The organism is Pedobacter cryoconitis (genome assembly GCF_001590605.1).
GTDB classification, from domain to species: Bacteria; Bacteroidota; Bacteroidia; order Sphingobacteriales; family Sphingobacteriaceae; genus Pedobacter; species Pedobacter cryoconitis_A.
Map to the genome: position 1 here is coordinate 5,471,311 of NZ_CP014504.1, position 20,848 is coordinate 5,492,158.

Sequence of the window (20,848 nt, forward strand, 5' to 3'; positions counted from 1 at the left end):
AATGCTTAAAAAGTTATCACAATTTACTCTTGCCTTGATTGGCTTAACTGTTCTTTTTAGTTCTTGTAAAAAGACTTATGATTCTATTCAGGTTGTAGACGGAAAGAAAATACAAGATTATATTACAGCCAATAAACTGACTGTTATTGAAGATTCACTGAAAACGGGTTATTACTATCAGATTCTGAACCCTGGAACTGGTACTGCTGTTTATTCGACCAGCGACTCTGTGTTATATAATGTTTCAGTAAAAGGACTGGAAAATGGTACAGTGTACTGGGCTTCTTCTTTCAATGGGAATTTCGGTACACTTGGAGGGTATACGAATGTATTGGCCCCTGTTGATAATACTATTTTTACAACTATAGGAATAAATGCATTGCGTGATGTAATTTTGAAACTTAAACCAGGTGGTTCTGCAAGGATCCTGCTTCCATCTTACCTGGCTTATGGAAAAAATGGTATTGCAACTATTCCTTCAAATGAAAATATTGATCTGACAGTGACTACGGTACCTGAGAAATCACAGACTGCTTTAGATGATCGCATTATCAATGATATTATTAAAAAGAATAGCTTAACGATGATTAAAGACCCTTCAAGGGTTTATTATAGTATTTCAACGCCGGGTACTGGTACTGATAAAATCTCGCTGACCTCAACAATAGTTGCAAATTACACACTAAGATTTGCTGATGGTACTGTATCTCAAACTAATGTTGATGGGTCTTTCAGTGCAGTTCTTGCAAGCTTAGGCGTTAAGGGGTGGGGTGATGTAATTCCTGGAAAATTAACTAAAGGTGGTAAAATACGCCTTCTGATCCCTTCTGATCGTGGTTATGGCACGGTAGGTATTCCGCCGAATCTCCCTAGAAATGCAGTGTTGGATTTTGATATTGAGATCGTTAGTGTAACGAATTAAGAGAAATAAATTATAAAGATAAAATCCCCGCTAAAATTTAAATTTTAGCGGGGATTTTATCTTTATAAGACCTGTGGTTTATTTATGAATAGCTATTTAAGCTAATGATTGTATTGTTATCATAATTATTATTTTTATCTCAAAATTTTGATATTTATATCATAATATTGTTTATTAGTTAATAAATTAGCTTTTTTATTAGTTTTTATGTTTATTTTATATATTTTTAAAGAAATATATAAACGTATGAAAGTAAATTACAGATTTTTAGCAGTAGCAGCTATTTCATTAGGACTAATTTGGTCTTGCAAAAAGACTGATGAGGGTAATATTTCAAAAGATAGTCTTGTTTCTTCGGAGAAAAGGGTGACTTTAGAAAATGGATATTTGAAGTTCAGTGATCAAAAATCATTTGATTCAATTTCAACAGTACTGATTAGCAAACAAGGGGTAGACCTTGAGGCTTGGGAAGCAAGATTTCCGGGGTTCAAATCTTATCGAACTATTTTTAAAAATATTCAGGATGAATATGAAAAGGTAAATAGCAGCGAATCATTCCAGGCTTTTAAAAACAAGTATAATGATCTTGTGACTATAAAATCCGATAGTTCATTGACTTATAAGTTTGGTACTCCGCTTTCATCTTTATTTACCAATGCTAAAGGAGAAGTGAAAATTGGTGAAGACTTGAAAGTTTATAAGAAGGATGAAAGAATAACTTCTGCTGCCAATAATTCAAAGAAAACTCAAAGTATACAACCACCGATATTTATAGGACGTCTTTTTTTAAACACATACTATAATAGCGACTCCAAAAGAAGGTTGCATGTAGAGTTATGGTACGATGAAATTACTGGGGCAGATCCGAAACAACAGCAAGGTAGATTTTATTTTGCTGTTACTCAAGAAGGAAAGAAAACTTTCGGAGGGTGGGGTGCTAACGAAACTGATTTGAGTTTTAGAGATATTGATGTCACAATGATGCATCAGTCATATTATGCGCCGTCTTTACCTGTTAGATATAACTATAGGTTAGCATCTTATGATGCAAAAGATTTTAAAGGAACTTTTATTGTAGATATGGGTAGAATGGCTGGATATGGAACGAATATTTTTGGAAGAGGATTATTTACTTCAAGAGGCGTTCCAACAGTTCCTCAGGTTGAGTTTGCTTTTGGAAACGGGGGTTAGGAATGGGTAAACCCGAATTAATCAATCACAAACTAATTATTTAGCGCCTCTTTAAATACTTTGAGAATTCGTTCTCTGGCAAAAGCATGGTCAACTATAGGTTGGCTATGCTTTTCTTGTTTATATTCTGGTGCCCATCTGTAGATATACTTATTGTCGGGATCAAATTTCTTCGCTTGTAATTCAGGGTTGAATACCCTGAAATAAGGAGCTGCATCGTTGCCGCAACCGCAAGCCCATTGCCATCCACCAACATTACTAGCCAGTTCATAATCCAGTAACTTTTCTGCAAAATAAGCTTCTCCCCAACGCCAGTCAATTAACAGATGCTTAGTCAAAAAGCTTCCTACAATCATTCTGACCCGGTTATGCATATAGCCCGTTTGATTCAGCTGGTTCATTCCTGCATCTACTATTGGGTATCCGGTTTTGCCATTTTTCCAGGCTTCAAAATCCTTTTCCTTATTCAGCCATTTAATCTGATCATAGGCCGGTTTAAAGGACTGTGTGGTGATATGAGGGAACTGAGATAAAATCATCATATAAAAATCTCTCCAGGCCAGTTCAGATAGCCATTTCTCAGCACCGGCATTTAATGCTTTCGCTGCAGCCTCTCTGATACTGACTGTTCCAAATCTTAAATGGATACCCAGATGAGTCGTGGCATCGTCTGCGGGGAAATCTCTCCGCTGTTCATAAGCAGCTAATTTATGCTCAAAACTTGCAGAGGGAAATTGTAAATCTGATTCCTGAAAGCCTAATGTACCTAATTCAGGAAAAGCAAATGGTTGAATTTGAAGCAGATTTTCCAGGTATTTTTTTACCGGATAAGCTTTAAGATAAAAATCGTTCAACTTTAATTTCCATTGACGAAAGTAAGGGGTGAAAACAGTATAAGGCTTTCCGTCAGCTTTTACGATTTCCTTTTTTTCAAAAATAACCTGGTCTTTGAAGGATTGAAAAGGTATAGATTCTGAACGCAGGTATTCTGCTAAAGCATCATCACGTTCCATCGCATAAGGTTCGTAATCATGATTTGTATAGACTGATTTTACGGTGTAGGTTTTTAATAGTTCTGACCATATTTGCTCAGGTGTACCATACTTGATAAGTATGGAAGAGCCAGCTTGCTGCAATTCAGTTTCAAGTTCTTTTAATTTGCGGTAGATAAAGGTAACTCTGGCATCCTTCGGGTCATTTAAATCATCGAGTATATGGCGGTCAAATATAAAAAGCAATAAAACCGGGGTGCTTCCTTTTAATGCGTGGTAGAGTGCCGCATTGTCTTTTAACCTCAAATCTCTTCTTAACCAGCAAATGTTTACCTCTGTTTTCATGCGCTGTAAATATCAGATAAAGCTTGTTCCAGTTGGGGATATTTGAAAATAAATCCACTGGATTCTATTTTTTGTGCCGTTGTATGGGTACTGTTGATAACCATTGAACTCATCTCACCTAAAATAAATTGTAATATTTTCTCAGGAACGCTAAATGGCCATACAGGGCGATGTAATTGCTTGGCAATAGCTTTAGTCAGTTGTTTATTGGTAACAGGATAGGGGGCTGTTGCATTGTAAGCACCTGTTAACGATTCATTGTCAAGTGCATGGAGATAGATCCGGGTCATATCCTGGTAATGAATCCAGGGTACCCACTGTTTTCCACTTCCAAGAGGGGCGCCCGCAAACAGGCTGATTGGGGTGGCCATGGATTTTAGTGCACCATCATTTTTTGCCAGCACTACACCAGTCCTGATTTTTACAATACGTAGCTTCAGTTGCTGTACCTGGTCTATCGCTTTTTCCCATTCAATACAGCATTCTGCAAGGAAATTATGACCAGGAGTACTTTCTTCTGTCAGTATTTCATCTCCGCGGTTGCCATAATAACCAATAGCAGCTGCAGAAATAAAGTTTTTTACCTGATTTGGGTTTGTTGCTATGGTTTTAAATAGAAGTTGTGTAGAAAGAACCCGGCTGTCAATGATTTCTTTTTTACGCTGGCCGGTCCATTTTCCTTTAGCTATATTTTCACCGGCAAGATGGATAATACTATCTACACCATCCAGGCATGCTGTATCAATTTTCTGCTGTTCTACATCCCATAGAAAGACCTTGACCTGGTCAATTTGATGCGGCTTCCGGGAAAGGATAGAAACCTTATTTCCCCGTTTTAAAAGCGTTTGAATTAAATCTTTGCCGAGCATGCCGGTTGCACCTGTGAGTAAAATATGCTGGTTCATTTAGGATTAACTTTAATAGTCGTGTTTTTGTTTCCGGGAAAGCTGTTTAAACGTGATTTTAAGCTAAACTTTTGTTGCGCTTATGTAAATATTACTTTGTGTATTAGATCTTAGGATAAAAATGGTATATTTTTGGAGATTACAACAAACTTTAGGCTAAATAAATGGAATCTCGGAAAATACTCGTCTGGTTTAGAAATGATTTGCGGTTACATGACAACGAAATGTTAGTAGAAGCGATCAGTAAGTCCGATAGTATCCTGCCTGTTTATTTTTTTGATCCGCGCCACTTTGAATGTACTGCTGAAACTGAAGAAGAAAATATAGCTGTACACAATAGATTTCAATTTTTAGCAGAAAGCGTCTCTGCTTTACGCGAATCATTGAAAAAACTGGGCGGTAATCTTTTGGTCATCTCTGGTACTCCGGAAGATCATATTTCAGCACTTGCTGAACACTATGAAATTGCAGAGGTTTATCACCACAGAGAGGTTGCAACTGAAGAAACTACGGTTTCTTCGAATGTAGAAGACCTGCTGTGGAAATTGAGAATAAACCTGAAGCATTTTATTGGCCACACGCTTTACAATAAAGAAGATCTGCCATTTCCTATTAAAGATATTCCTGATGTTTTTCCTCAGTTTAAGAAAAAAACAGAAAGAGATGCAATCGTAAAAGATTGTTTCCCTGCACCTGAGCAAATTAATTTTGTACCAGTTGAGGAATGGGGGGAATTACCTGAATGTGGAGGGCCTTTTTTAACTAACCTTTCTGGTGGTGAAGAAGAAGGGATAAAACATTTACAGGAATTATTTGCCCCTGGTTCCGAAATTTATATCCGTAGTAGTAAAGCACATGCTGCCCAGCATAGTTTTGCGTCTAAATTATCTCCCTGGCTGGCTGTCGGTGCCTTATCTCCAAGAAAGGTTTATTGGGCAGTGAAAGAGGCTGAACAGCAATTTGGTGCGAACACGCATTTCACCCAATTAATATTAGGCCTGTTGTGGAGGGATTTCTTCAGGTTTATGTTTAAAAAACATAGCGTTGATTATTTCAAGGACATTGTAGAAATAAAAGAATTTCCGCAGACTGGAGAATATCTTCAAAGTTTACAGCAATGGAAAGATGGAAATACGGGTAATCCCGTTGTTGATCAATATATGACAGAGCTGAATCAATCTGGTTTTATTTCTCATACTGGGCGCTTATTGGTCGCTACTTACTTGATTTATATCTTAAAGTTGAATTGGATAGATGGGGCTGGTTATTTTGAACAAAAACTAATTGATTATTCACCAGCCAGCAATTGGGGCAACTGGGCTTATGTTGCCGGAGGTGGAAAAGATACACGTTCTAAAAATGCTTTTGATTTAGACAAACAAATCAAATTGCTGGATATAGAGGTGCAGGATATTTGATAAAAAAAACGGATAAAGGTTAAACAAAAAAAATATTTAAAACATTTTTTGTTTAAGAGCGTTATCACATGAAGTGAAAAGATTCTCAATCAGTGATATAGAAAGCTTAATAGGCATAAAAGCACATACGATCAGGGCATGGGAGGCCAGATATAACCTGGTGCCTCCAAAAAGAACTCCTACGAATATCAGATATTACGAGGAAGAAGACCTGAAGCATCTGCTTAATATTGTGACTTTGAATGAAAAAGGTTACAAAATAAGCCGGATTGCAAAAATGGACAAGGTACAGATCAATGACCTTGTACTCCAGTTACAAGCTGATTATAACAATGATACTGTACAGGTGCTTCGTCTTTCTGATGCTGCCTTAAAATATGACGAAATTGCATTTGCTGAAATCCTTTCTGGTTGTATTCAGGAATTAGGTTTAGTCGATACGATGGATCTTGTACTTTTTCCATTTATGAAAAAGGTAGGAATGTTATGGCAGACTGGTGCAATAGATCCCTCGCATGAACATTTTGCCTCCAATTTAATCAGAGACAGGATGATTGTGGAGATTGATAAGCTAACTAAGCCAGATAGAAAAGATCCTAAAAGGTTCTTATTATTCCTGCCGGAGGCCGAAATGCATGAAACAGGTTTACTATTTGCCCGCTATTTGCTAAAACGATGTGGAATGGATACGCTGTACCTTGGACAGGAAATCCCATATAATGACCTTAAAAAGGTAATTGCACATTATAAACCTGATTACGCTTTTATTGTGCTTACTTCTCTGAATCTTGGAAAAGATATCAATAAAATATTGACTAAGGTGTTGGACTATATGGATGTGCCTCTGCTGGTAGCGGGCAGTTTAATCTCCGAATTTGACATACTTCTTGACGATCGGCTGACACCACTTAAAAAGGTTTGTGAAATCGTAGAATTTCTTGATGATTTATAGCTGTTTTTAAAGGTAAAATCCTAATTTTGCCATACTTATACCAATTCTTAAACAATGGATAATTTATCTTATCTCAACGGCGCAAATGCCGAATACATCGATTCTATTTATCAAGCTTATAAAGAAGATCCTAATGCGGTTGAATTCGGCTGGCAGAAGTTTTTTGAAGGGTTTGATTTTGGAAGAGGAGCGGATGCTGGCGTAGCCAGTGAAGCAACTCCCGAACATTTTTTAAAAGAAGTGAGTGTCTTAAATCTGATCAATGGTTATCGCCAGCGCGGTCATTTGTTTACCCAAACAAATCCGGTAAGAGAAAGACGTCATCATTTACCAACTCTTGATATCGAAAACTTTGGTTTGAGTCAGGCTGACCTGGACACCGTTTTTAATTCGAGCGTAGAACTTGGTATTGGTGCTGCCAAACTAAGCGATATCGTAACCTTTCTGAAGAGAACTTACTGCAGGTCTATTGGTGCGGAATATAAATTTGTCCGTACACCTGAAGTATTAAGCTGGATTGAAAATAAAATGGAAAGTGTGCAGAACACGCCAAATTTTTCAATTGAAGAGAAAAGAAGGATCCTTAAAAAGTTAAATGAAGCGGTAAGCTTTGAGAACTTCTTAGGAACTAAGTTTCTTGGTCAGAAGAGATTTTCTTTAGAAGGGGCTGAGGCTTTAATTCCTGCACTGGATTCAGTAATTGAAAAAGGTTCTGCAATGGGAATTGAAGAATTTGTAATTGGTATGGCACACAGAGGGCGTTTAAATGTGCTGGCCAATATCATGCAAAAAACTTACAAAGATATCTTTGCTGAATTTGAAGGTAAGGGCTACAGTGCGGAATCTCCTTTTGGAGGTGATGTGAAGTACCACCTTGGTTATTCTACGGATGTAACTACGAATGACGGAAAAAGCGTCCATTTGAGTTTATGTCCTAACCCATCTCACCTGGAAACAGTAAATGGTGTGGTTGAAGGAATGACACGTTCTAAAATCGATTTCAAATATGGTGGGGATGATTCACGTATTGCGCCTATCCTGATTCATGGTGACGCTTCGGTTGCCGGACAGGGGATCGTTTACGAAGTTATTCAAATGGCAGGTCTGGATGGTTATAAAACCGGTGGTACGATCCACCTGGTGATTAACAACCAGATTGGTTTTACTACAAATTATAAAGACGGCCGTACCAGTACCTATTGTACAGATATTGCTAAGGTGACGCTTTCTCCTGTTTTCCATGTGAATGGAGATGATGTAGAAGCTTTGGTTTATGCGATCAACCTGGCTATGGAATACCGTCAGAAATATAAAAATGATGTTTTCATAGATATTCTGTGTTACCGCAGATTCGGGCATAATGAAGCAGATGAGCCTAAATTCACTCAGCCTTTATTGTACAAAAGCATCGAGCAGCATGCTAATCCAAGAGATATCTATATCAAACAACTGATTGGTGAAGGTAAAATGGAAGCAAGCCTGGCAAAAGAAATGGAAGTTGAATTCCGTGGTATTTTACAGGAGCGGTTAAATGAAGCGAAAGAAGTTACTTCTACTTATAAGGGAGTGAAATTTGCTGGTGCATGGTCAGACATGAGAATTGCCAGTGCAGAAGATTTTGTTACTTCTCCTGATACGTCTGTTAAAAAGACTACTTTATTAGAGATTGCAAAAAGGATTAGTACTTTGCCTGCAGATAAAAAGTTCTTCAAGAAAATTGAGAAACTATTTGCTGAGCGTAATAAAATGGCTACTTCAAGTCATGTTTTTGACTGGGCAATGGGTGAGCAGCTGGCTTATGCAACTTTACTTACTGAAGGTAAGAGAGTTCGTTTAAGCGGACAGGATGTAGAGCGTGGTACATTCTCACATCGTCATGCTGTTTTAACTTTAGAAGATTCTGAAGAGGAATATATCCCTTTAAGTAACCTTTCTGATCAGCAGGCCCCATTTGATATCTATAATTCACATTTATCTGAATATGGCGTTTTAGGGTTTGAGTATGGTTATGCAATGGCAAACCCTAATGCTTTAACTATTTGGGAAGCGCAGTTTGGTGATTTCTTTAATGGTGCACAAATTGTTGTGGATCAATATATTGCAAGTGCAGAAACAAAATGGCAGCGTGAAAACGGGTTAGTTATGTTATTGCCTCATGGTTATGAAGGACAAGGGCCTGAACACTCTTCTGCAAGGATTGAGCGTTTTATGGAACTTTGTGCGGATTACAATATGCAGGTAACTAACTGTACTACTCCTGCTAACTTTTTCCATGCAATCCGTCGTCAGTTTAAACGTGATTTCAGAAAACCATTAATTGTTTTTACCCCTAAAAGCTTATTGCGTCATCCTTTATGTGTTTCTAAGCTGGAAGAATTTACTAATGGAAAATTCCAGGAGGTAATCAATGATGCAAATGTTAAAGCGAATGAGGTAGACAGAGTATTGTTCTGCAGTGGTAAAATTTACTACGAATTGTTAGAGAAACAACAGAAAGAGGAGATCAAAAATGTTGCGATCGTTCGTGTTGAGCAGTTATATCCTACGCCATTTAAACAAATGGAAGAAGTTTATAAAGGTTATAAAAATGCGAAAGAAGCTGTTTGGGTTCAGGAAGAACCTGAAAACATGGGTGCATGGCCTTATTTGTTGCGTAAAACAAGAAAGACAGTATTTAGTGATATTGAAGTGATTTCAAGAAAAGAAAGCAGCAGTACTGCAACTGGATTTGCGAAACAGCATGCGGATGAGCAAGCTTATATTCTGGCAAAATCTTTTGCAGCACCTGTAACTGAGGTGGATCAGAAAATTGCTAAGAAATCAGTGAGTAAAGCATATAACGTAGATTAGGAAAATATAATACATCAATTATGAGTCTAGAAATAAAAGTTCCGCCAGTAGGCGAATCAATTACCGAAGTTGTTTTATCCCGTTGGGTGAAGAATGATGGTGATGCCGTAGAAATGGATGAAGTAATCGCCGAGTTAGAATCTGATAAAGCAACTTTTGAATTAACTGCTGAGCAAGCCGGAACTTTGAAAATAGTGGCGGCCGAAGGCGATACGCTGGTTATAGGTGCTGTAGTTTGTTCTATCGAAACTAGTGGGGCTGCTCCGGCAAAAGCGGCAGCGCCAGCTGCTGAAGAAAAAGCGGTTGTTAATGATGCTCAGCCTGCTGCTCCGGTAGCGGAAAGAAATGGCGAGAGTTATGCAACTGGTACTCCTTCACCGGCAGCAGGTAAAATTCTTGCAGAAAAAGGTGTTGACGCGGCGGCTGTTAAAGGCTCTGGTGTTGATGGCAGGATTACTAAAGATGATGCGCTTAAGGCGGAGAAAGCGGCTGCACCAGCAGCTAAGGCTCCTGAAAAAGCTGCACCAACTGTAGCTGCACCGGTTGCAGGTTCAAGAAATGAACGCAAAGAAAAAATGTCTCCATTGCGCAAAACTGTTGCGAAACGTTTAGTTGCAGTGAAGAATGAAACGGCCATGTTAACTACTTTTAATGAAGTAAACATGAAACCGATCATGGATCTTCGTGGAAAATATAAAGATCAGTTCAAAGAAAAATATGGTGTTGGTTTAGGTTTCATGAGTTTCTTCACGAAAGCTGTTTGTGAGGCAATGAAAGATTTCCCTGCTGTGAATGCACGTATTGATGGTGAATCTGTTGTTTACAATGACTTCGTAGATATTTCTATCGCTGTTTCTGCACCAAAGGGATTGGTTGTTCCAATTATCAGAAATGCAGAGAGTATGACACTTGCCCAGATTGAAAAGTCTGTGATTGAGTTGGCTACTAAAGCACGTGATAGCAAGTTGACTTTGGAAGAAATGACTGGTGGAACATTTACAATTACTAATGGTGGTGTATTTGGTTCAATGATGTCTACGCCAATTATCAATGCGCCTCAGTCTGCGATTTTAGGAATGCACAATATTATTGAGCGCCCTATTGCAGAAAAAGGTGAAGTTGTGGTCCGCCCGATGATGTATCTTGCTTTATCTTATGATCACAGAATCATTGATGGCAGAGAGTCTGTTGGATTCCTGGTAAGAGTAAAACAGTTGTTAGAAGATCCTGCACGTTTGTTGTTAGGGATTTAATTACTGATTCATATATTTTTAGAAAAACCTGCTGTTTAGTTACAGCAGGTTTTTTGCTTTTTATTGCGTCTTGTTCATGTCATATGTTTTGCGAAAATTCGTTTTCGGCAGGATTTGAGTACTTTTACGCTGTGAAAAAAAGCTACTTATTATTGTTGTTCCTTGTTTTTGGTAAAAGAACAAAGGCACAGGAAACTACAAATACAACTGATAATCCGGTAAAGATTGGAAAGAGTATATTTTCTAATGAAATCAAGAGGAATTTCTCGAGAAAAGGCGATTTCTTTGTGCACTGGGGATATAATCATTCGTGGTATGGAAAGAGTGATATTAACTTTACGGGGCCTAATTATGATTTTACATTGAAGGATGTAGTTGCACATGACAGGCAATCACCGTTAAAGTGGAACTATTTAAATCCATCAAAGGTTTCTGAGCCACAGTATAATCTTCGTGTAGGCTATTTTATTTCAGATAATTATAGTATTTCCATTGGTTGGGACCACATGAAATATGTAATGGATATCCCGCAGCAGGTGGCGATTACTGGTTATATCGGAGATCAAATTTCAGAGCCTGGTGTGCCTACAGGTGCGCTTGCAGGAACGTACAATGGACAAATGATTAATGTAACGGACAAAATGCTTACTTACGAGCATACGGATGGGTTCAACTATGCGAATATTGAGATCGAGCGTTATGATGATATCTGGGTTGCGCCTTCTAGACAGACCTCTTTAACTTTGGAAACAGGTCTTGGTGGTGGTATGATGGTACCAAGGTCTGACGTGCGTTTATTTGAGCAGGGAAGAAATAACCACTGGAATGTTGCTGGTTATGGTTTTTCTGCAAAGATTGGTTTGAAATTTTATGTGACCAGAGGGCTGTATATTCAGAATACAACTAAGGTTGGGGCAACTAATTTGAAGACTGTCCATACTACAGGCAGAGATGATTTAGATAAAGCAAGTCAGAAGATTAATTATGTACAGAATTTCTGGGCTTTAGGTTACCAGTTTTAAAGTTTAGCCCTTGTTTAGGGGGGATTTCCGTCTTCGCTTAAAAAAAACAGGCACTAATGTTCGGCCGGCATTAAAAATGAATGGCCTCACATTAGTGCCTGTTTTTTTTAAGCGTCCAAAGGAATTTCCTGTTGCAGGGTGGCTGGTATGATCGGAGAAGCGTTTGAGGGTATGTTTTGTTTTTTAACGAAAAAATAACAGAAACAGGATAGTGTATTGATAGTTATAGTGGATATTACAGGCAAACCCTATACCTATGAAAACATTTTAATAATAGAAAAGCCTGTATCATAAATCAGAGGGCACTGAAAAAGTCCCTTAGAAAAAAATGGATAAAAGGAGTAGAAAGCATAGTTTTTCTGCTCCTTTTTTGTATTTTAAAGGTGTATTAGAACTGCCTTTAAGATGCTTCTTCAACAACAAAAAATCCAATTTAGTGAGTTTTCCAGGCTCTACGATCTGATTGTTCCCAAAGACAACCTTCTTCGCAAGATCAATGAGTTAATAGATTTCAGCTTTATCTATAATGAGCTTTTAGAAAAGTATTGCCGGGATAATGGACGTCTTGCAGAGAGCCCTGTGCGCATGTTCAAATACCTGCTTTTGAAAACTATATTCACTATTTCTGATGTGGATGTTGTAGAGCGTTCCCGTTATGATATGTCCTTTAAATATTTCTTAGAGATGTCCCCTGAACAGGACGTGATAAATCCAAGCTCTCTGACCAAGTTCCGAAAGCTTCGTCTTAAGGACATGGATCTTTTAAACCTGCTGATTGGAAAAACCGTCTCTTTAGCTCTGGAAAAAGGTATTATTAAATCCAGGTCCATTATTGTCGATGCTACACATTCACTTTCAAGATCTAACCCATACTCACCTGTTGAGGTACTCAGGCAACGTTCAAAGTTGCTGCGAAGAGCAGTTTATTCAATGGATGATGATTTCAAAACCCGGATGCCCGAGAAGAATGAATCAAATGATATCCTAAAGGAAATAGAATACTGCAGTAAACTACAAAAACTTATCGAGTCTGATGAAGCGTTAAGTGAAATTCCTGCAGTAAAGGAGAAACTAAACCTATTGAGGGAAACAGTTGAAGATACCCGGGAGAATTATGCAATATCTAAAGATATGGATGCCAGGGTTGGCCACAAGACAGCCGACAGCAGTTTTTTTGGTTACAAAACTCATTTGGCCATGACAGAGGAGCGCATTATAACGGCTGCTGTTGTTACCTCAGCAGAAAAGGGAGATGGTCCTGAACTACCAAAACTTTTGAGCCTAAGATCGTTCCTAAACGGCAATTAATCATTACCGAAGAACTGGAAGATAACGTGATCGCTATGTATGCCCGTGGCATGAGTACCCGCAATATTTCTGATTATGTGAAAGAAATGTATGCAATGGATATCTCTGCAACCGAGATATCCAACATTACGGACAAGATCATTCCCGCAATGAATGAGTGGAGAAATCGACCATTGGAGGCTGTCTATCCTTTTGTATTTCTGGACTGTATGCATTATAAGGTGCGTGGTAGTGGTGGTGTCGAATCCCGGGCAGTTTACAATATCCTAGGTGTCAACCGCGATGGCAAAAAGGATCTGATCGGTATTTATCTCTCAGAAAATGAGGGTGCTAAATTCTGGCTCTCTGTACTCACCGATCTGAAACAACGCGGTGTGGAAGATATTCTAGTCGCCTGTATTGACGGTCTAAAAGGCTTCCCCGAGGCTATAGAAGCCGTCTTCCCTAAAACCCAGATTCAGTTATGCATTGTGCACCAAATCCGCACTAGTTTACGCTATGTGCCAGAAAAAGACAAAAAGGCGGTAGTAGCTGATCTAAAACCGATCTACAAAGCCAACAACCAAGAACAGGGGTATGAAAAACTACTGGAGTTTGAAGATAAATGGGGTAAAAAATATCCGCTATCGGTAAAAGGATGGATGGAAAATTGGACTAATTTATCCACTTATTTCGAGTATTCGGCGGATATCAGAAAAGTGATCTACACTACCAATGCAATCGAAGGAATGCATCGCCAGATCCGCAAAGTCACCAAAACAAAGGGCGCATTTACATCTGACCAGGCGCTACTAAAACTCGTGTATCTGGCCTTTAAAGACCTGTCCAAAAAATGGACAATGCCGATGCATAACTGGGGATTGACAATGTCACAATTGTATATTAAATTTGGGGATCGATTGAAAGCCTTCGGCGACTTCTTCTTAGGTGGGGGCTGAAGAAGCCCCCACCTAAGAAGAAGTGATGTTGACACAGTTCGCTTTACACTCCCCTATCCATCCGCTTTTCTGTTTGAAGACCTTTTTATGTCTACTTTTTCAGTGCCCTCATAAATCATGAACAGGCTCTTTCTTTTTATAGGGAGTTAATAATTGTTATTCTTTTCTTACACTTCCAGATCCAATGACAGTTTTTCTGACTACTGCATTTCCCGAATAGCGGATACTGCCTGAACCACTGATTACTGCTTCAATGCTTTTATTGGCTGTGATGTAAACATTTGCTGAACCACTAATTTGAGCAGATAAGTCATTTACTGAGAAATCTCTGCCTTTAAAACCTCCAGAACCACTTAAGGTAAGATTTGAAGCGTCTGCTTTACCACTTAGTTTTATGGCACCTGAACCACTGATTATGCCTGTAAATGATTTTACATTTGCACTCGCAGTAATACCTCCTGAGCCACTGAGCGTTGCTACCAGCTCGGGTGAGTTGATGCTGTTTTCAACTTCTATATTTCCTGATCCGCTCATGGTTAAGGAACTGATCTTTTTTGCCGTTATATATACGACTACATGGGCACTGCTGAATTTTCTTGACCAGTCATTCCATTTCGTCTTTGGTTTGATCGTCAAAACGCCAGAGATTACTTCGGTAGTCAAATTCGAAATGGCTTCCTGATCGCCTTCCAGACGCAGGGATTCTTTATTGCCCATGGTGATCTTTACAGTCAGAGGGCCCCCTGTAGCAACGCCTTTGAAACTTCCAACAGGCCTTTCTTCTTCAGTAAAGGATTTATTAATCCGGATGGCAGACTTCGCATTAACGTAATAACCTAGTGTGACCAGGGCCAGTAAAAGTAGTGTATTTAATTTCTTCATTTCTTTAGGTTTTTTTATAAGACGTTAAAGAGTTTGATTAGTTGCATAAACTTCTGCATTTTATTTATCCTTTTTCATTAGTAAAATATAAAAATTAGGATCTGCTTTAAAACTGGATTCGTCAATACCTTTAATAGCGGTTGTCTTGAAGGTTGTAGTCGGATAAATAAAACTAAAGGTACCAGGTGTCAAAGATACTTTAACTGGCATATCGAATCCTTCGACAACATTTGTCCAGCGGTAGGTTAATTTTCCGTCTTTGATGTGGTAATTGAGTGTCGGTACCTGGATAGTTCTCAAATACTGGTCAAATATTTTAGATAGTTTTAAGCCGCTTTCTTTGCTGATATAGTTTTCGATTTGTGCTGTAGTGACGGTTTGGTGGTAGAAAGTTTTATTCAGTCCACGTAAAATCTGACGGAACTTCTCATCATTCTGGATAAGCTGACGGATAGTGTGCACCATATTCGCCCCTTTATAATACATATCGCCCGAGCCTTCGTGGTTTACATGGTAAGCACCGATGATTGGGATATCATTTTGGATTTTATGCCTTATGCCTTCTACATAAGCAGTGGATGCCTTTTTTCCGTAGATAGATTCAACCATTAGTGCTTCTGAGTAGTTGGTGAAACTTTCATGGATCCACATATCAGCAATATCTTTGGAGGTGATGTTATTACCGAACCATTCGTGACCGCTTTCATGTACAGTAATGAAATCAAACTTTAATCCCCAGCCGGAACCGGATAAGTCATTGCCTAGATAACCCATTTTAAATTGGTTACCGTAGGCAACAGCACTCTGATGCTCCATGCCAAGATGGGGAGCCTGAACAAGTTTATAACCATCTTTATAGAAAGGATAGGGTCCAAACCAGTGTTCGAATGCTTTGAGCATTGGTTTTACATCTGCATCCCAGTGAGGTCTTGCTTTTGCACTATCAGCTTTCAGCGACCAGAAGTCTAAGGTAAGATCTCCATCTTCTCCTTTGTAAAGGTCTTTCCAGTGTGCATATTTTCCGATGTAAAATGTAATGTTATAGTTGTTGATCGGGTTGGCCACAAACCAGTTGTATTGTTTATAGCCATCAGGTTTGTCTGCAATACTGCGCAAGCGGCCATTGGATACTTCCTGTAAATCTTTAGGAACGCTGATACTGATTAACACACTGTCAACTTCATCGCTTTGATGTTCTTTGGTTGGCCACCATGAGCTTGCACCGAAGCCCTGACAGGCAACAGATACCCAGGGAGCTCCGGCTTCATCTTTACTGAAAATAAAACCTCCATCCCATGGTGGTTTTCTGGCAATGACCGGATTGCCTGCGTAAAAGACTTCAAACTTGTCTTTCGCTCCCTTTTTAATCGTAGCAGGAAAAGTTACAAATACAGCATTAAATTCCCTTTTAAAAGGGAGTTCCTGATTTTTATAAACTACTTTTTCAATGGTAAGATTACTGAACAAGTCAAACTGAAGTTGTTTGAAATCTGTTGTTGCAGTAAAATTGAATTCATTGCTTCCACTAACTGACTTGCTATCGATATCAACTTTCACGTCAAGGTGATAGTAGTTAATGTCATAACAGGTACGCAGCGGGGTCAGCATACCTCTTAATGTATCTGCGCGCGAAAAGGTATGCTTTCCTTGTAAAAGTTGCGCATTGGCCTGAAGAAGAGCTGTGAATACGATGAGGGTACTGATAAATAATCTTCTCATAATGGATTAAGGTTTTAATACGGTCACCGTTAGTGCAGAAGCGTGTGCTTTGTCATGATAAATACGGTGGGTTGCTTTTTGGAAGTCTTTATCATCTGCATGATAAATATCAAGGAACTGCTGCGGGTTTCTGTCTACTAGAGGAAACCAGGAATTTTGTACCTGGATCATGATTCTATGACCTTTTTTAAAGGTGTGGCCTACATCCGGAAGCGCATAGTTTACTTTGGTGATCTGACCTGGAACGAAAGCTTCAGGCTGCTCAAAGCTATTGCGGAATTTGCCACGCATTACTTCGCCGCGAACCAGCATTTCATAACCACCCATGATGATCCCTTTTGGATTAATTGCCGGATCTGCTTCATCTTCTGGATAAGCATCGATTAGTTTAACAATGTAATCTGCATCAGTACCTGTAGTAGATACCGAAAGTTTAGCCATTAATGGGCCTGTCAAGGTAATGTCTTCTGTCAGGACGTCTGTCTGGTAAACTTTTACGTCAGGTCTGCGGGCGGCAAAACGCTGATCGTCGATCATATATTCTCTTGTTCTTTTTTCCTGTATGCCTTGTTGATAAGGGATAGGATTGTTTGGATCACTTTCATATTCATCAAAACTGGTTCCTGTTTCTGGCGCAGTAAAGCTTAGTTTTCCATTGGCCTGGAAGTAGAGTGTTTTTTCTTCTGTATCCTGAGGTGGCCAGCTGCTGAATTTCTTCCACTGGTTACTGCCGGTCAGGAAAATAGTTGCTTCAGCTATGTTTGCATCTTTTTTATCTTTCAGGTATTGCATAAAGAAAGGGAATTCCAGATTTTGCTGATACCATATACTGGTTTGCTGACCAAATTGTATATCACCAAAGCTAGCTCCTGTTCCTCTTGACCAACCGCCGTGAAACCATGGGCCCATAACCAGGCTATTCCTGGCTTTAGGGTTTTGTTTCTCAATAGCTTGATAGGTATGTAAAGCTCCATAGGCATCTTCAGCATCGAAGAAACCACCAACTACCAATACGGCTGGTTTTACATCAGTCAAATGCTGACGGATGTCCATTGCTTTCCAAAAGGAATCATAAGTGCCATGAGCCATCAGGTCATTCCAGAATTTAATAGTGTCACCAAAGTATTTTAGTTTCACGTTTTTCAATGCACCAACACTTAAGAAAAAGCGGTAATTGTCTTTAATAGGGAACTTAAAGCTTTTAGGCCCTTTGTCCGGAGTAATTGGTTTTGGTCTTGGAACACCAAATACAGAATAAAAATTAAAGGCGTCTGACAGCATAAATGCGCCATTATGGTGAAAATCATCTCCATGGAACCAGTCCGTTACCGGTGCCTGAGGAGAAACTGCTTTCAGGCCTGGGTGGGCACCTGGTAAAGAAGCTGTGGAGTAAAATCCTGGGTAAGAAATTCCATAAATACCAGCTTTTCCATTGTTATTCGGTACGTTTTTAATCAGCCAGTCTATAGTGTCGTAAGTATCAGTGCTTTCGTCAATGTCTTTTTTACTTTTCTTATGGACAATCTGAGGTCGCACATCTACAAATTCACCCTCGCTCATCCATCTGCCGCGTACATCCTGGTAAACAAAGATGAATCCTTCCTTCAGGAATAATGGATCTGGACCCAAAGTGGTTTTGTATTGGTTTTCGCCATAAGGACTGCTGGTATATGGAGTGCGGTTTAACATAAAAGGATACTTTTGATTTTTATCCTTTGGTATATAAATCGCAGTAAATAGTTTAACGCCATCCCGCATAGGTATTTGTCTTTCGATTTTAGTATAATTGTCGCGGACATAAGCGGAATCTGTCACCTGAGCAAAGGAAGAATAACTTGTTACCAGAAAGCATAGAGCTATCCAGAACATTTTAAAAGAAGGGTTCATATGAAAAGTTTAGATGGCCTAAATATAAGGTATATGGTGTCTTTTTTATAAAATAGCAGGCTATGTAATCTAAAATGTTACTCATTTTGACCCTCAATTCTAAAATGATTGTACCTTTGGCCCATCTAATGATTAGTCATGCCGCAAAATAAATTCAGTAGCTCCTATTTTTCATCTTTTTTAACGCCAAAAATCCTGGCCTTCCTAAAGTTTGGAATTACAGGTGTATCAGGACTGATCATAGATTTTGCACTCACCTGGTTTTTTAAGGATGAGCTGGGTTTTAATAAATTCATCGCAAATGGGATAGGCTTTACGGCAGCTGTCATCAGCAATTATATAATCCACCGCAACTGGACATTTAAAGCCAATAAATCGAAGCCAGGATTACAGTTTACGGCTTTTTTTATCGTTTCATTAATTGGTCTGCTCTTAAATTCGGCTATTATCTTTTTATTGGATAACCAGCTTTCGGTTAACTTTTATATCAGTAAGGCGATAGCTATTTTTATCGTTTTCTTCTGGAATTTCAGTGCAAACTATTTCTTTGTTTTCAAATCTTCTGACCAAGGAAAATCAATCTAATCGACACCTATGCAGAAAGTATTGGCAGATCAAACTACAAAATGGCTTTACCTTTTTATCGGGTTTGCTGTTCTGTTAAATTTTACCGGATTATTTGTCACAGTGATCGGGCCTGATGGTGCTTTATACGCTTCCATCGCCAAAAATATAGCGCAGCATAATAACTTCATTGATTTAATGGTAGAAGGGAAGGATTGGCTGGATAAACCTCATTTTCCTTTTTGGATAACGGCTGTTTTCTTCAAAGTGTTTGGGATTAATACCTGGGCTTATAAGTTGCCTGGAATACTCTTTATCCTGCTGGCGGCTGTTTATACTTATAGATTTGCTAAAGAGCTCTATTCGAAGCAAGTTGGTTTATGGGCTGTTTTGTTGTTATTAACTGCTCAGCACATCCTGATTTGTACGATGGATGTTCGTGCAGAGCCTTTTCTGACTGGGCTGATTATCGCAAGTGTTTATCATTTTTATAAATCTTTGGGCAAAAAATGGTTCTGGCATTTAGTGATTGCGTCTGTATTTGCTGCCTGTGCGGTAATGACAAAAGGTATTTTTGCGTTGATCCCCATAGCAGGGGCTATAGCCGGAGAGTTACTGATTAAAAAGAACTGGACTATGGTTTTTAATTTCAGGTGGGTACTGGCAGCAGTACTGATCCTTGTTTTTATGCTTCCGGAACTTTACACTTTGTACCACCAGTTTGATGTTCATCCTGAGAAGGTTGTTTTTGGGCGTCAGGGGGTATCAGGAATCAAGTTCTTCTTTTGGGACAGTCAATTTGGCCGCTTTTTTAACAGTGGGCCGATCAAGAAATCAAATGGTGATCCGACCTTCTTTTTACATACCATCTTATGGGCCTTTTTACCCTGGAGTTTGTTGCTTTACACGGCTATATTTCAATTTTTCAGCCGGAATTTCAAGAAACCCTTACTGACTGAGTGGTTCTGTATCTCGGGTTCATTCCTGACTTTACTAGTCTTCTCTTTATCAAAATTTCAACTCCCTTTTTATATTACTATCGTATTTCCTTTTTTCACGATTATTTGTGCGCAATATCTCTGTAAGGTTAAATTAGAACGTTCTATAAAGGCAATCCGGATCATGCAGCTGGTTGTGGGCGGAATTATGACATTCCTGATTGTGGTACTGCATTATTTTTTCCAGCCTGATAATATCACGGTATTTTCTGCAGCATTGCTTGCAGGGGCTGTCGCTTTGTTTATTATAGTATCCCTGCAGCCAATTGATAACCGGTACAAAGTGTTCTTCCAGGTTTGCGCGGTTGCTTTTTTTGTCAATCTGTATTTTAACCTGGCTTATTATCCAAGGTTAGTGAAATATCAGGGAGATAGTGAAGCTGCATTCTGGATCAATGCGCACAATACAAAAGACCTGCCTGTGGTGCAGAGCAACCTTGGCTTTGCTTATTCGCTGGATTTTTATGTCCATGCACCGCTCTATTTCTTAAGGCCAGGTGAGGAATCTTTATTGCCTCCAAAGCCTTATCTGTTGTATGCAGATAAAGCGTTAGTGGATCAATATATCCAGCAGGGCGTAAAGCTAAAACGCCTTCAAACTTTCGGTAATTACCGGATTACCATGGTCAAAGGAAAGTTTTTAAATCATACGACACGTGAGCAGACATTGTCTGTGACCGAAGTAGTGTTGATTAATTGAAA

The 20,848-nt window shown here is 39.0% G+C and carries 14 protein-coding genes and 2 pseudogenes; 11 read left to right on the forward strand and 5 right to left on the reverse strand.

Features of this window, described 5'->3' with window-relative positions:
• Position 1: 1 nt before the first annotated feature.
• On the forward strand, positions 2–922 hold the full coding sequence (locus tag AY601_RS23210; RefSeq protein ID WP_068405815.1) for an FKBP-type peptidyl-prolyl cis-trans isomerase: 921 nt from the start codon (positions 2–4) through the stop codon (positions 920–922).
• A gap of 207 nt (positions 923–1,129) precedes the next feature.
• A complete protein-coding gene (locus AY601_RS23215) occupies positions 1,130–2,113 on the forward strand; it encodes a hypothetical protein (RefSeq protein ID WP_068405818.1) in 984 nt (327 codons plus the stop codon).
• Positions 2,114–2,145: 32 nt separating this feature from the next.
• On the opposite strand, the gene AY601_RS23220 is transcribed toward AY601_RS23215, so the two are convergent.
• Both AY601_RS23220 and AY601_RS23225 read right to left on the reverse strand, forming a co-directional pair.
• Positions 2,146–3,450 carry a cryptochrome/photolyase family protein gene (locus AY601_RS23220; protein WP_068405822.1) on the reverse strand — a complete coding sequence of 435 codons (1,305 nt, stop codon included), beginning with the start codon at positions 3,448–3,450 and terminating at the stop codon, positions 2,146–2,148.
• Entirely contained in the window at positions 3,447–4,355 is a 909-nt protein-coding gene (locus AY601_RS23225) for a TIGR01777 family oxidoreductase (protein ID WP_068405827.1), read from the reverse strand. Before AY601_RS23225 ends, AY601_RS23220 begins: the two co-directional genes overlap by 4 nt.
• Positions 4,356–4,519: 164 nt before the next feature.
• Here AY601_RS23225 and AY601_RS23230 point away from each other — a divergent pair, with 164 nt between their 5' ends.
• The 7 genes and pseudogenes from AY601_RS23230 to AY601_RS23260 form a co-directional block, all read left to right on the forward strand.
• A complete protein-coding gene (locus AY601_RS23230) occupies positions 4,520–5,773 on the forward strand; it encodes a DASH family cryptochrome (protein ID WP_068405830.1) in 1,254 nt (417 codons plus the stop codon).
• A 73-nt stretch (positions 5,774–5,846) separates the two neighbouring features.
• On the forward strand, positions 5,847–6,725 hold the full coding sequence (locus AY601_RS23235) for a MerR family transcriptional regulator (protein WP_232324656.1): 879 nt from the start codon (positions 5,847–5,849) through the stop codon (positions 6,723–6,725).
• A 54-nt stretch (positions 6,726–6,779) separates the two neighbouring features.
• The gene (locus tag AY601_RS23240; RefSeq protein WP_068405833.1) at positions 6,780–9,575 is read left to right on the forward strand and encodes a 2-oxoglutarate dehydrogenase E1 component; all 2,796 of its coding nucleotides are present in this window, start codon (positions 6,780–6,782) and stop codon (positions 9,573–9,575) included.
• A gap of 20 nt (positions 9,576–9,595) precedes the next feature.
• Positions 9,596–10,828 carry a 2-oxoglutarate dehydrogenase complex dihydrolipoyllysine-residue succinyltransferase gene (gene odhB / locus AY601_RS23245; RefSeq protein ID WP_068405836.1) on the forward strand — a complete coding sequence of 411 codons (1,233 nt, stop codon included), beginning with the start codon at positions 9,596–9,598 and terminating at the stop codon, positions 10,826–10,828.
• A gap of 131 nt (positions 10,829–10,959) precedes the next feature.
• Positions 10,960–11,850 (forward strand): hypothetical protein, encoded by an 891-nt coding sequence (locus AY601_RS23250; protein WP_068407865.1) that lies wholly within the window; start codon positions 10,960–10,962, stop codon positions 11,848–11,850.
• Between the two features lie 405 nt (positions 11,851–12,255).
• Positions 12,256–13,128: pseudogene (locus tag AY601_RS23255) on the forward strand (transposase); the annotation flags it as partial.
• Positions 13,122–14,096: pseudogene (locus AY601_RS23260) on the forward strand (IS256 family transposase); the annotation flags it as partial. The pseudogenes AY601_RS23255 and AY601_RS23260, both read left to right, overlap by 7 nt.
• A 156-nt stretch (positions 14,097–14,252) precedes the next feature.
• Here the strand turns inward: AY601_RS23260 and AY601_RS23265 are convergent.
• Genes AY601_RS23265 through AY601_RS23275 form a run of 3 tightly spaced genes read right to left on the reverse strand, consistent with a single transcriptional unit; the run spans position 14,253 to position 18,584 of the window.
• On the reverse strand, positions 14,253–14,978 hold the full coding sequence (locus AY601_RS23265; RefSeq protein WP_068405839.1) for a head GIN domain-containing protein: 726 nt from the start codon (positions 14,976–14,978) through the stop codon (positions 14,253–14,255).
• A gap of 60 nt (positions 14,979–15,038) precedes the next feature.
• A complete protein-coding gene (locus AY601_RS23270) occupies positions 15,039–16,697 on the reverse strand; it encodes a M1 family metallopeptidase (RefSeq protein ID WP_068405842.1) in 1,659 nt (552 codons plus the stop codon).
• A gap of 6 nt (positions 16,698–16,703) precedes the next feature.
• Positions 16,704–18,584, reverse strand: a complete 1,881-nt coding sequence (locus AY601_RS23275; RefSeq protein ID WP_084359424.1) for a CocE/NonD family hydrolase — start codon at positions 18,582–18,584, stop codon at positions 16,704–16,706.
• A gap of 138 nt (positions 18,585–18,722) precedes the next feature.
• Between AY601_RS23275 and AY601_RS23280 the strand changes: the two genes are divergently transcribed.
• Positions 18,723–19,169: a GtrA family protein gene (locus AY601_RS23280; protein WP_084359426.1), complete on the forward strand. Its 447-nt coding sequence runs from the start codon at positions 18,723–18,725 to the stop codon at positions 19,167–19,169.
• 9 nt (positions 19,170–19,178) lie between these two features.
• Positions 19,179–20,846, forward strand: coding sequence for an ArnT family glycosyltransferase (locus AY601_RS23285; RefSeq protein ID WP_068405849.1), 1,668 nt, complete (start codon positions 19,179–19,181; stop codon positions 20,844–20,846).
• The last annotated feature ends 2 nt before the right edge of the window (positions 20,847–20,848 follow it).

What these genes read in the sequence shown, in the direction of transcription:
- AY601_RS23225 (WP_068405827.1), bottom strand. Translation starts at nt 4,355, where the DNA reads ATGAACCAGCATATTTTACTCACAGGTGCAACCGGCATGCTCGGCAAA.
- AY601_RS23215 (WP_068405818.1), top strand. Translation starts at nt 1,130, where the DNA reads ATGTTTATTTTATATATTTTTAAAGAAATATATAAACGTATGAAAGTA.
- odhB (WP_068405836.1), top strand. Translation starts at nt 9,596, where the DNA reads ATGAGTCTAGAAATAAAAGTTCCGCCAGTAGGCGAATCAATTACCGAA.
- AY601_RS23275 (WP_084359424.1), bottom strand. Translation starts at nt 18,584, where the DNA reads ATGAACCCTTCTTTTAAAATGTTCTGGATAGCTCTATGCTTTCTGGTA.
- AY601_RS23265 (WP_068405839.1), bottom strand. Translation starts at nt 14,978, where the DNA reads ATGAAGAAATTAAATACACTACTTTTACTGGCCCTGGTCACACTAGGT.
- AY601_RS23240 (WP_068405833.1), top strand. Translation starts at nt 6,780, where the DNA reads ATGGATAATTTATCTTATCTCAACGGCGCAAATGCCGAATACATCGAT.
- AY601_RS23270 (WP_068405842.1), bottom strand. Translation starts at nt 16,697, where the DNA reads ATGAGAAGATTATTTATCAGTACCCTCATCGTATTCACAGCTCTTCTT.
- AY601_RS23280 (WP_084359426.1), top strand. Translation starts at nt 18,723, where the DNA reads ATGCCGCAAAATAAATTCAGTAGCTCCTATTTTTCATCTTTTTTAACG.
- AY601_RS23220 (WP_068405822.1), bottom strand. Translation starts at nt 3,450, where the DNA reads ATGAAAACAGAGGTAAACATTTGCTGGTTAAGAAGAGATTTGAGGTTA.
- AY601_RS23210 (WP_068405815.1), top strand. Translation starts at nt 2, where the DNA reads ATGCTTAAAAAGTTATCACAATTTACTCTTGCCTTGATTGGCTTAACT.
- AY601_RS23285 (WP_068405849.1), top strand. Translation starts at nt 19,179, where the DNA reads ATGCAGAAAGTATTGGCAGATCAAACTACAAAATGGCTTTACCTTTTT.
- AY601_RS23230 (WP_068405830.1), top strand. Translation starts at nt 4,520, where the DNA reads ATGGAATCTCGGAAAATACTCGTCTGGTTTAGAAATGATTTGCGGTTA.